Origin of the sequence: Alkanindiges hydrocarboniclasticus, assembly GCF_001982605.1 — a bacterium.
In the GTDB taxonomy this organism is placed as follows: Bacteria; Pseudomonadota; Gammaproteobacteria; order Pseudomonadales; family Moraxellaceae; genus Alkanindiges; species Alkanindiges hydrocarboniclasticus.
On record NZ_MLCN01000051.1, the window covers coordinates 1 to 11537 of the forward strand.

The 11537-nt window shown below is 45.1% G+C and carries 11 protein-coding genes and 2 pseudogenes; 4 read left to right on the forward strand and 9 right to left on the reverse strand.

Features of this window, described 5'->3' with window-relative positions:
- From BKE30_RS16425 to BKE30_RS14395, 4 genes and pseudogenes are all read right to left on the reverse strand, one after another.
- Positions 1–197: pseudogene (locus tag BKE30_RS16425) on the reverse strand (IS5/IS1182 family transposase); the annotation flags it as partial.
- A gap of 86 nt (positions 198–283) precedes the next feature.
- Positions 284–709, reverse strand: a pseudogene (locus BKE30_RS14385) (nuclease-related domain-containing protein); the annotation flags it as partial.
- Positions 710–836: 127 nt separating this feature from the next.
- Positions 837–1055, reverse strand: a complete 219-nt coding sequence (locus tag BKE30_RS14390) for a dodecin family protein (protein WP_076879260.1) — start codon at positions 1053–1055, stop codon at positions 837–839.
- Positions 1056–1340: 285 nt separating this feature from the next.
- Positions 1341–1832 (reverse strand): hypothetical protein, encoded by a 492-nt coding sequence (locus BKE30_RS14395; RefSeq protein ID WP_076879261.1) that lies wholly within the window; start codon positions 1830–1832, stop codon positions 1341–1343.
- Between the two features lie 302 nt (positions 1833–2134).
- Between BKE30_RS14395 and pncB the strand changes: the two genes are divergently transcribed.
- On the forward strand, positions 2135–3355 hold the full coding sequence (gene pncB / locus BKE30_RS14400) for a nicotinate phosphoribosyltransferase (protein WP_076879262.1): 1221 nt from the start codon (positions 2135–2137) through the stop codon (positions 3353–3355).
- 66 nt (positions 3356–3421) lie between these two features.
- Here the strand turns inward: pncB and BKE30_RS14405 are convergent, their stop codons facing one another.
- The 5 genes from BKE30_RS14405 to fghA form a co-directional block, all read right to left on the reverse strand.
- Complete coding sequence (locus BKE30_RS14405; protein WP_076879263.1) at positions 3422–4693, reverse strand: O-acetylhomoserine aminocarboxypropyltransferase/cysteine synthase family protein; 1272 nt, start codon at positions 4691–4693, stop codon at positions 3422–3424.
- Between the two features lie 388 nt (positions 4694–5081).
- The gene (gene rpe / locus BKE30_RS14410; RefSeq protein WP_076879264.1) at positions 5082–5768 is read right to left on the reverse strand and encodes a ribulose-phosphate 3-epimerase; all 687 of its coding nucleotides are present in this window, start codon (positions 5766–5768) and stop codon (positions 5082–5084) included.
- A 98-nt stretch (positions 5769–5866) separates the two neighbouring features.
- Positions 5867–6931, reverse strand: a complete 1065-nt coding sequence (locus tag BKE30_RS14415; RefSeq protein WP_076879265.1) for a M48 family metallopeptidase — start codon at positions 6929–6931, stop codon at positions 5867–5869.
- Between the two features lie 13 nt (positions 6932–6944).
- On the reverse strand, positions 6945–8084 hold the full coding sequence (locus BKE30_RS14420; RefSeq protein ID WP_076879266.1) for a YjgN family protein: 1140 nt from the start codon (positions 8082–8084) through the stop codon (positions 6945–6947).
- 200 nt (positions 8085–8284) lie between these two features.
- Positions 8285–9127 carry an S-formylglutathione hydrolase gene (gene fghA / locus BKE30_RS14425; protein WP_076879267.1) on the reverse strand — a complete coding sequence of 281 codons (843 nt, stop codon included), beginning with the start codon at positions 9125–9127 and terminating at the stop codon, positions 8285–8287.
- Between the two features lie 333 nt (positions 9128–9460).
- Between fghA and BKE30_RS14430 the strand changes: the two genes are divergently transcribed.
- The 3 genes from BKE30_RS14430 (at position 9461) to BKE30_RS14440 (ending at position 11377) form a co-directional block, all read left to right on the forward strand.
- Positions 9461–9940 carry a hypothetical protein gene (locus BKE30_RS14430; protein WP_143253783.1) on the forward strand — a complete coding sequence of 160 codons (480 nt, stop codon included), beginning with the start codon at positions 9461–9463 and terminating at the stop codon, positions 9938–9940.
- A 156-nt stretch (positions 9941–10096) separates the two neighbouring features.
- Positions 10097–10633: a GNAT family N-acetyltransferase gene (locus tag BKE30_RS14435; protein ID WP_076879269.1), complete on the forward strand. Its 537-nt coding sequence runs from the start codon at positions 10097–10099 to the stop codon at positions 10631–10633.
- A 243-nt stretch (positions 10634–10876) separates the two neighbouring features.
- Positions 10877–11377, forward strand: a complete 501-nt coding sequence (locus BKE30_RS14440; protein WP_076879270.1) for a DUF3592 domain-containing protein — start codon at positions 10877–10879, stop codon at positions 11375–11377.
- Positions 11378–11537: the final 160 nt, after the last annotated feature.

The window sequence follows — 11537 nt, forward strand, 5'->3', positions numbered from 1 at the left end:
AGGGTTCGATACTCACGCCAATAACTTAAAGTCAGTAATAGTTGTTCTTCGATGGCAAGCTTCGTAGGTCGGCCACGATGATGTTTAGTCTGTGCAGCATTGAGTACATCAATCATTTGATGAAAGGTTGATGGTTTAATGCCAATCAATCGTTTAAATTGATGCTCGGGTAATGATTTGATATCGGTATATTTCATGCTGTCATTATAGATGAAAGTCATACAATTCTTAGCTCAAAAGATGGTCAATACAGTGATCATCTTTTGATTTATGCAAGAGATCTAGTGCTTTGAGGCGTGAATATAATTAATGAATGTAAGTACTGAGGCGCAATCACGTCTTCCAAGATACTTTCCAGCACCTTCATGTGCTTATAATTCTGATGTAATGGATTTTGAAACTTAAATGACTTTTTATAAATTTTCTGAGTCCAGCTTTTTTGTCTTTCCCCGCCAAATATCCATCCCTGATAATTTTTAGTTTCAATAACAAATATGCCGTATGGGCTTAACAGAATATGGTCAATCTGCGTTGTCCCATTCTGAGTATCCGGTAAGGTACAATCATTCAGCAGAATATATTCTTCTCCCAAATAGTTTTTAGCTTGCACCTTAATTGCAAACTCACCTAATTTTCCTTTAAATTTTGGTGAAGAAATATAGGCTGAAATCAGCAGCAGCCCAATAGAAATAAAAATATAAACCAACATTGTTTTTGCACTTCCCTAAATAATATAAATTATTGCTTTATGTTTAATTTTCTAATTTTAATTAATTTAAAAGACCAAACAATAAAAAGCCGACATTAGATGCCGACTTTCAATTCTCTTTTAATGGTTAACCAGTATTACCCACATCATCGACAGCAGCAGTCACAATCATCATTACATTGTAGGCAGAAATTTTGCCGTTGCTGATATCAACTTTCTGTTCCTTGATCCATGCACCCCTGATGTTATTTACATTGTCAGAAACGCCCTGAATTCCCTTGTTGATGGCATCCTCAAAGCTGACGTTAGAGGTACTAGACACTTCAAAATTGCGTGCAACCGACATAAGTTCTCTCCTCAGTTTAAACTCTATAACCCAGCGCACACTGGCGATAAAATAATAAATACTAACTTCGCCATTAATGCAGCAATACTGCTTAACCTGATGGCATGCGCTGACTGAGGTTTAAGCCTACTGAGTCCGGCAAGGTTTTACAGTTGGCCTTGGTAACAAAACGCACAGGTTTGGCAACTACTGTGCGCCCTAGGTAAATTTGACATTGACCAGATTGAATGCTGAAACAAAAAAAGCCCACTATAGATAGTGGGCAAAATGAATAACGGTAATGAGTTAAATATGAGTATCCGGTGCAACACGCGCCACAATATACAGTGCTTTCTGGCTAATTTCACGGCTAAACATGACCAGTGCAGCCGAAGTGACTGCCAGTAAGAGCTGGCCGTCCAAGCCCATGTTTTTTTGCACTACATACACCATAAACGCCAGTGCGGTATAACTGAGCACCAGAATAAAACTCATCAGTTGCCACTGCTGGCTGATAACGCCCTGCCACAAGGCAACAATGTTGCGTAACGAGTGATACCACTGGCGGGTAAAGGTAACATGCGCAAGGCCTACACCGCCCGCAATCAGGCTAAGCCAGAACAGGCTGACCTGAAACAAAAAACCATACCAGGTCACTGTGGTTTGCAGGGAAGTTTCCGGGGCATACAGTCCATTTAGGGAAAAGTGCATTAGTCCAGCACTTAGCGCAAACCAGAACAGGCTAATACCCGTAAACGTGATGGCCCGCCTGGCCAGTTGAAGAATTCCATGCTGCATATGCTTGTACTCATCATCTAAATTTTATACAGCAACACTGCTAAAGCACGTCGCGGTATTATCCTAAAACTAGACTTAGTTTACACTAATTACATAAAACCACAATTCGATTACAATCTATTTTTTGTACTATTTTTGGCCAACACCAGAGCTATTCATTGCCTATCATAACCAGACAGTATGTTGTGATTTTTGCCCTGTTAGCCTGCCCGTTTATCAAATTTGAAGTGTATTAAAGCGAATTTGTTAAGCGGCTCATTTTGCGTGGTTTAATAAAGGTTTAATCCATCAATGCCATGGCAATGAATACACGTCCGCCAATTATCCAGTCTTTACTGGACACTGATCTCTATAAATTCACCATGCTTCAGGTGGTACTGCACCAGTTTCCTGAAACCCACAGTGTCTATCATTTCCGTTGCCGCAATGAAGATAAGATTGCCTATCCGCTGTGTAAGATCAAGGACGAACTGGACATTGAGCTGGATCGGCTGTGTGACATCAAGTTCCAGCCTGCCGAGCTGGATTATTTGCGCAGCTTGCGCTTTATCAAAAGTGATCTGGTGGATTATCTGGAGCTATTTCAGCTAAAGCGCCGTTTTATTCACACGCAGATTAATGAACAGGGCATGCTGGATGTTGTGGTGGAAGGCCCAATGGTTCAGGCAATGTTTTTTGAGATTTTTGTGCTGGCGATTGTCAATGAGCTATATTTCAGGCGGCTGGACACACAGGCTGCTTTGATTGAAGGCGAACAGCGCCTGCAAGCCAAAGTGGCATTGATTACAGATTATACCCGGCAGCAAAAACCTGACGAGCCAGCCTTTCTGGTATCGGATTTTGGCACGCGGCGGCGCTACAGCTATGTGTGGCAGCAGCATGTGGTGAAAACCCTGCATGCCGCAGCGCCGCAGGTATTTCGCGGTACCAGCAATGTGTATCTGGCCATGCAACTGGGCATTAGCCCGATTGGCACCATGGCGCATGAATTCTTACAGGCGTTTCAGGCGCTGAATGTGCGTTTGCGCAACTTCCAGAAAGCCGCGCTGGAAAGCTGGGTGCATGAATACCGGGGTGACCTTGGCATTGCCCTGACCGATGTGGTGGGCATGGATGCATTCCTGCGCGATTTTGACCTGTACTTTGCCAAGCTGTTTGATGGCTTGCGGCATGACAGTGGTGATCCGTATGCTTGGGGCGACAAGGCCTATGCACATTATCTGGCGCTGCGTATTGACCCGAAAACCAAAATGCTGACCTTTAGTGATGGCCTGAATCTGGAGAAAGCCTGGGCTTTATACCAGTATTTTAAGGATCGCTTTCAGACCAGTTTCGGCATTGGCACCAACCTGACCAATGACATGGGGCATGTGCCCTTAAATATTGTGCTGAAACTCGTGCAATGCAATGGCCAGTCGGTGGCCAAGCTGTCCGATAGTCCCGGCAAAACCATGAGCACGGATGAAACTTTTCTGGCTTATCTGCGACAGGTGTTTGAGATTGGCGAACCTACCGAAAGTTAAAGTTAAAAACCATAAAAAAAGCATGGCTTACTATGTTGCCATGCTTTAAAACGTATTTTTAAAATTTTATACCGCAGCCAGTGCCTGCTCCAAATCTGCAATCAGGTCATCGATATGTTCAATGCCAATCGACAGCCGTACCATGTCTTCACTGACCCCGGCCTTTTTCAGCTCTTCATCGTTAAGCTGTCGATGGGTGGTGGTTGCCGGATGCGTTGCCAGACTTTTGGCATCCCCAATATTGACCAGCCGGGTAAACAATTGCAGCGCATCAATAAAGCGTGTACCGCCTTCGCGTCCATCCTGCACGCCAAAGGTTAAAATACCCGATGCCTTGCCGCTCAGGTATTTGGCCACCAGCGCATGCTGCGGATGATCAGTTAAGCCAGCATAATTCACCCATTTAACTTTGGGATGGGTGTTTAAATACTGGGCAATTTTAAGTGCATTTTCGCTGTGCCGTTCCATCCGTAAGGCCAGTGTTTCCAGCCCCTGCAAGATCAAAAAGGCATTAAACGGACTAATGGCAGCGCCGGTGTTGCGTAAAGGCACGACCCGTAAACGCGCAATATAAGCCGCTGGTCCCAATACTTCGACATAATTCACCCCATGATAGCTGGGGTCTGGCGTATTCAGCACAGCAAAACGCTCGGCATGCTCACCCCACGGAAACTTGCCACTATCAATGACAATGCCGCCCACACTGGTGCCGTGCCCGCCAATATATTTGGTGAGGGAATGAATGACGATATCGGCCCCATGCTCAAAGGGTCGATGTAAAATTGGCGTGGCCACCGTATTGTCAACAATCACTGGAATGCCATGCCGGTGCGCAATTTCACTGATTTTTGCAATATCAATAATATTACCCAGCGGATTGCCAATGGATTCGACAAATACCAGCTTGGTTTTGGCATCAATTAGCTTGTCCAGTTGTTCCGGCTGCAGGTAATCAAAGAAACGAACCTCTATACCCTGCCGTGGCAAGGTATGGGCAAACAGGTTATAGGTGCCCCCATACAGGGTTGATACTGAGGCAATATTATCACCAGCTTCGGTAATAGTCTGAATGGCATAGGTAATGGCAGCCATACCCGATGCCAGCGCTACCCCGCCAATGCCGCCTTCCAGTTCTGCCACCCGTTGCTCCAGCACAGCAGTGGTAGGATTCATGATGCGGGTATAAATATTGCCCTGAACCTTGAGGTCAAATAAATCGGCACCATGCTGGGTATTGTCAAATGAATACGAAGTCGTTTGATAAATTGGCACCGCCACCGACTTGGTGGTTGCCTCTGGACTGTAGCCTGCGTGAATGGCAATGGTTTCTGCTTTCATGGTTGCTCCTGCGTTTTGGGAAAATTATTTTTAGGCTTTTGGCTAAGCTAACATATTGCTTTCGCCACTTTATGATTTATTTTTTTAATTGATTAGCACAAATCCAGATAAAGGCATTACTGAATTTGATTTTTTGCAAAGCCGCATTGCTCAATGCCATAACACACTTTTGCAGTTTTAAATTTCAAAAAAGTGTGCAAACCAACCTCTCGGCTTAATTTTATTAATCACACAATACATAAGCTATTATTTTTTAATAATTTAATTTTTATAAGCTTTATCTGTTTGGTTAAAAAACAAGTTAACCACAGCTTTATCCACAGAGTTATCCCTAAAAATTGGGGATAACTTACTGGTTATCCCCATCGGTACTAATGCCACAAATCGTTTAGGCGCTGAAACTGCCCACTTTGGAAAGCTCACTTCGCATGGCATCAATTACGCGTTTATAGTCTGGCTTGCCAAAAATTGCTGAACCCGCCACAAACATATCGGCCCCTGCTTCGGCAATTTCACGAATATTTTGTTCAGACACGCCACCATCCACTTCCAGCCGGATATCAAAGCCACTGTCATCAATGAGCTTGCGGGTTTGGCGCAGTTTTTCCAGTGTCATGGGAATAAACTTCTGGCCACCAAAACCGGGGTTAACGCTCATCAGTAAAATCTGGTCTACCTTGTCCAGTACATAATCCAGATAATGCAGCGGGGTTGCCGGGTTAAACACCAGGCCCGCCTTGGCACCACCGGACTTGATCAGTTGCAGCGAACGATCAATATGGTCAGATGCTTCTGGATGAAAAGTAATAATGTCAGCGCCAGCTTCCAGAAAATCACCAATGATGCGATCTACCGGGCTGACCATCAAATGCACATCAATGGGTGCAGTAATGCCATATTTTTTAAGTGCCTTGCACACGCCTGCACCAAAGGTCAGGTTGGGCACATAATGGTTGTCCATCACATCAAAATGTACCACATCCGCACCGGCAGCCAGTACCTTATCAACTTCTTCGCCCAGACGCGCAAAGTCGGCAGATAAAATGGATGGGGCAATCAGGTAAGGTTTTGACATGGCTGGTCTCCGCACTATGAGCGTTAAAAACGGGCTGGTTTAAGCAGCGCAACCTTAACAGAAAAAGCAGTGATCCGCTATTTGTCGCACTGGCATGACTAGCGGCTACTCTGCACAGTTGGCTGCTGGCGGGCAAATGCCTCAACAGCCTGTATGCGTGCTGTCGTGGCTGGATGGGTACTGAGCAGTTCAATGTCAGCATCATCCTTTTCCATGCGCTTTAAAAAATGGGCAAAGTATTTTACCGGGATCTGCTGTCGGCTGAGTGTCTGCACGGCATATAAATCGGCCTGCCGCTCAAACTCGCGTGAATAGCTTAACGTCAGCAAGGCATAGGGTGCGTTACTGACCAGATCAGACACATCGCCGGTAATCCAGGTAATAAACACCGTCATGCCCAGCGCCGACAATACCTGCTGCATGGTATGGCGTTCAGTCAAATGTCCCTGCTCATGCGCCAGTACGCCTATCAGCTCGCGATCATCCTGTGCCAGTTGCACCAGCTCATCGGTCAGGACAATGGTGTTATTGGGCAAGGCCAGTGCATTGGCGCCCAGATTAGCACCCTGCCGAAAAACCAGTTTTGCCGGTTGCTGGCCGGCCACATAACGGCTGTAAAGCTGGCGGATTTGCTGCTGCCGCGCAGCAGTCAGCTGACTTTTTTCAGTCATTTGCTCAATCTGTTCCTGCGCCTGAGCGCCAATGGAACTTAAGGTATTGGCTGGCAAATGCCAAGCCAGTTGTTTGGCGCTATAAGGAACGCCAAACTTGACCACCACGCCAATAATTACCACCATTAATACCAGACTACAGGCAATCAGTAGCGGACTGCGCTCCAGATACCAGATTCGCTGGTTGATGGTTTTTGACTTGATATTGAACCATGCTGGGAGTTGCGGCTGCAAAAATTCAATACGGGCCTCGTCCGGCAATTCAATGACCGGGTTAATCTGGCCCAGTGCGCCAATCAATTGCATGTCCTGATAGGCATAACAAAACTGCTGCGTACCCGTATTCACAATAATGTGGGTTTTTTCCTGCGCACCCCCCTGTCTGCTGAGCACCGCCTGCTGCGGTCTGGACACAATGCCATCATAAAAAATGACATCAACAGAAGCAGCAGAATCCCCCTTTACAGCAGCAGTATCAACAGATGGCAACATGGGCAGTTATCTCTTAGAGGGATACATCAATATCCAGAATATCGGTCAGTTCTTCGGCAAAGGCTGAAGGGTCCTGTCGGGCCAGTGTCAGCAAATCATTGGGGCTGTCAACCAGCTGAATACTCAAGCTTTCTATCTTGTAGCGATAAATACGCACGGCAGCCCAAGCAGATAGCAAGCCAAAGCTTACAATTCTGGCCAGCCAGTTCGTAATGACAATCCAGCTATAGCGCCATTGGTTAATGTTGCATTCAAAGCGATTCTTTGCCAGCGATACATGATTCCACGTCGCCTTGTAAAGCCGCGCCTGAATCAGTGGCACAATCAAAAACAACATCACATAAATGCTGACTATAAAGGCAATGGCAGCCGCAGAAAGTCCGCCAGAAAAATTTAAGCCGGTCACACCAACCAATATTCCGCCAATCAGCATCGCGCCCAGTACAAAAAAATACGGCACATAAATGGCACTAAAATAACGGCCGACATCCACATCCAGCTTAAAATCCAGCTGGCCCAGATGCAGGTGATTGAACTGGTAACGCTTGTAAAGCCAGATGGCATACGGGGTCATGATCCCGAGCGTAAATACCGTAATGAGCAGACACAGCAGCAGGGTTTTATAAATCTGGGCGGTTGAGCCGGAGAAAAACAGGCGGCTATTGCTGTACTTGCTATTGCGGGCATTAAAGCGAAACGTCGCGCGCAATAGCCACGGCAATACCAGAAACAACAATATAAAACCTGCGATAGCCACCTTGGGCGAATACTGCCCGCCAAAGGCAAAAGTAAAATACACCGCAGCAGCAATCAGGCGGCCTGCCAGAATCTTGGTGGGCACCCCGGTAAAGTCAAAGGCGCGATTGGCCAGCTTGGTGTGACCATAAAAATAACGCAGACGGCGCACCTTGGCCCACGGCGCATAAAAACCAATGGTACTAATGGTAAGCACCAGATTGGAAATCCAGATACCAAAATATTCACTGCCATTGCCATGAAACTCAAAGCGCCGGTTTGCCATAAAACCCGGTGGCAGCGGAGTAGTGCTATCAGCAACGGGTGGTACTGGCGGTGGCGTGACAACATCAGGCACTTGTGGAAAATGGATTTCACGGCCACCATCGGCGTCCGGACTGACAGGATATTGATTCATAAAGTCCCCTTATTTATAAATTTCCCTGATTGATAAATGCTTTTGCTTTTAACTTTTTAGCACGTCTTTTGCGCGTCTTTTATAAATCATACTGGTTTGGTTTTTATGCTAAATCCATTAAAAAATGCACTCAAGCCGGTTCAACTCAAGTGCCTGTTCAGCCACATGTACCGCGTGATCATAGCAATTATTTCTGGATTTTACTGCAACTGCCCGGCATGAAATTTTAAATGGTCCTGTACAAAACTTTGAATAAAGTAATAGCCATGATCATAACCTGCATGACAGCGCAGGGTTAACGGCTGCCCTGCCTGCTGGCAGGCCATTTCCAGTTGGTCAATACACAACTGGTTTAAGAACTGGTCGGACATGCCCTGATCCACCAGAATACTGTCAAACTGCTTGCCTTTTTGTGCAATCAAGCGGCTGGCATCATGGCCTGCCCATTCATCCTGATTATTGCCCAGATACTGGCTGAAGGCTTTTTGTCCCCACGCACAATCCACTGGTGCCGCAATTGGTGCAAAGGCAGACACCGAGCGATAAAGTTTGGGATATTTAAAGGCCAGCGTTAGTGCACCATGGCCGCCCATGGAATGTCCAAAAATACCAATACGCGCCGGGTCTACCGGGAAGCTGGTTTTAACCAGCTCATACAGCTCCTGCGCAATATAGCTTTCCATCTTGAAATGCGGTGTCCACGGGGCTTGCGTGGCATCAATATAAAAACCAGCACCCTGCCCGATATCCCAGTGATCGCCCTGTGCAGTATCGCCGCGCGGGCTGGTATCCGGCGTAACAATGATAATGCCAAGCTCTGCTGCCATGGCTTGCGCATGTGCCTTAATGGCAAAGGTTTCTTCCGTACAGGTCAGCCCTGCCAGATAAAACAGGGTTTTGCACTGTTTAAGCTCACCCTCCCCTTTTAGCGCTTGGGGTGGCAAGTACACGCCAAACTTCATGGGCAAGCCAATTGTGCTGGATTCATGCTCATAAATGCGTTGTTCACCGTTAAAGCAGCGGTTTGAGGAAAGTTGTTTCATAGTGCCCTCGCCTGTTTTTAAATAGATGAATCATTTTAAGGTTTTAGGGTAGCACACCGATAGCGTTGCCTGTGTTGGCTTGTTTTATAAATTGGCACTCGTGATACAGCTATTTTTGCCATGACCATTTCCTAATAATAGGGTGAATAAATATAAAGTAATAATTTTGGTATTTTTTTTAGACAAATAATTTTTTAATCCCGTATAAAAGAAAGTCTTATGTATCAGTGATGATAAATAAGACTAACTAGGTTTTGACCAAATCTGGCTATTGTGGCCAGAGCAGTCAGTGTCTTTTTAGCCATAACCATTGAATAATAGAACAGGAATAACATGATGGAACTACAAGAACGGGCAACACAAGTGCTGGAAGACAAGAAACAACGAATAAAGGACTTCGCGGCACTACAACCAGATCATCCATTTACACTGGCCAATAAACATATGCTTGAACTGTCGACACAAAACTCGTGGAACGCAACCGGCGTGCTTTCCATGACTGGAGTGTTATGGTGGGCAATGAACCTGACCGTGGATTTGGCCCCCCCGCATTATGTTATTTTTAATGCAACTGGCGGACCGGATGCAGATTTTGCAATCTTTACTGCTGCCGTGACAGGATCCTTTTTTGTTGATCCCTCTACACTGCATGGTGAATACCAGTTTACGCTGGAAGCTGTGGCAGGCGGCGGCGGTGAAGTCTCGCTAGACCTGTATGATATGAACTGGAGTCAGGTGGGCACCTTTTTCGGAGCAGTGGTGGGGATCTCACTGAGTAAATTGACCGGTAGCGGAATCATTAGTTATCATTAAGATAATTCTGGTTTTTATCCTTAAAAAGATACAATTCAGGCGACATTTTATGCAATAACCAACCCCAGCTTTCTGATTATGAGGGCTGGGGTTATTTCAACAGAAACTAAAACTTTATCATTTCCTCTTAATTTATAAATTTTACTATATTTTTCCATGACTCACTCTATTCGCCGCATCACTGAAACGGATGCAATTTACTTTGAAAGCTTTATGGCCAGCATGTTTGCTGAAAACCTGCCGACACTGGTTCCACGGGGTACTACCCCATCACCTGAACAGGTCAAAGCTTATATTTTGCGCCATATAACCGGAAACAATGCAGTGTTTCTGGCAGAAACTCATAACCCTGCAATGGATAATAATATTGTTGGTTCCATTGCTTTAACATGCTTTGGCCGACCACAGCTTGATCATGTAGCCATGTTAGGATTAAACGTGGCTGCTGATTTTCGCGGTCAAGGCATTGGACGTGCGCTATTGCAGCATGCCTTACAGTGGGCTAAGCAGTCCTCTACCATTGAACGTTTAGAACTTGAAGTCATTGAAAATAATGCCTCAGCAATTCACCTCTATGAACAGCTTGGGTTTCAGCGAGAAGGCACCAAACGCCTTGCGGTTAAGAAACCAGAGCGCTATTTTGATATGCATATTTATGGCTTGGTTTTTAATAAGCGTTCATTCAATATTTAATGAGCCGGGATTGCTAGACATAACAAAAGCCCTGTGATCCGCTTTCTCAAAGCACAATTAATAGGAGTAGAACTTATTTTTTCTAATAGATAGCTTTCACTTCAATAATTTAGGACGCTATAAAATCAAAAATTGTTATCTTATTTTTAAAGCACTCCCTATCTTATACAGCAAAAATAGCGTTTCATAGACTGAGGGAACCAACAAAATTAACCAGACCTTTAGAAATCAGCGATGCCAAAAATGTCCATCTTCTTTATTATTTTTATCTCGATTTTTTATATTGTGGGTTTTGCAGTTCTGGGCAGTGGCATAAGCTCACTTAATCAGGCAAACGCAGCAAAAGACTGGCCAAAAACTGTAGGTAGCATTCAGGACGTGCAATTTATTACTGACAATGATTCAGATGGCACTACTTATGAGGTAAAAGCTAAATACTTATATCGGATTCAGGGCATTTCCTATGAAGGAGATAATATTTCTTTTGGCTATAATGCAGGCAGTGGCCTTGTGGCGCACAAGCAAATTTATGACAAGCTCAAGTCAGCAAAGAAAATTGAGGTTCGTTTTAATCCTGATAAACCCAGTCAATCTACTTTAAGCTACGGCGCAACCAGATCGCATTTTATTATGCTGGCCTTCGGTACAACCTGGTTGTTATTTGTCACCGGTTTTACAGTGCTGTTTTTCCTGTTTGGGCAAAACGATACTGGCCTGTTAAGCCGCTTGACCGTGCTTGAATAAATCACTTTAATTACTAATGCTCAATAATAATATTTGCATAATAAGGCTCACCCGATGTATCAAACCTTAATTTCCGTGGAAGAAGCCAAACGTCTTGGCAGTAATGTAATCTTTGTAGACTGCCGCCATCAGCTTGGCAAGCCAGCGTGGGGCAAACATC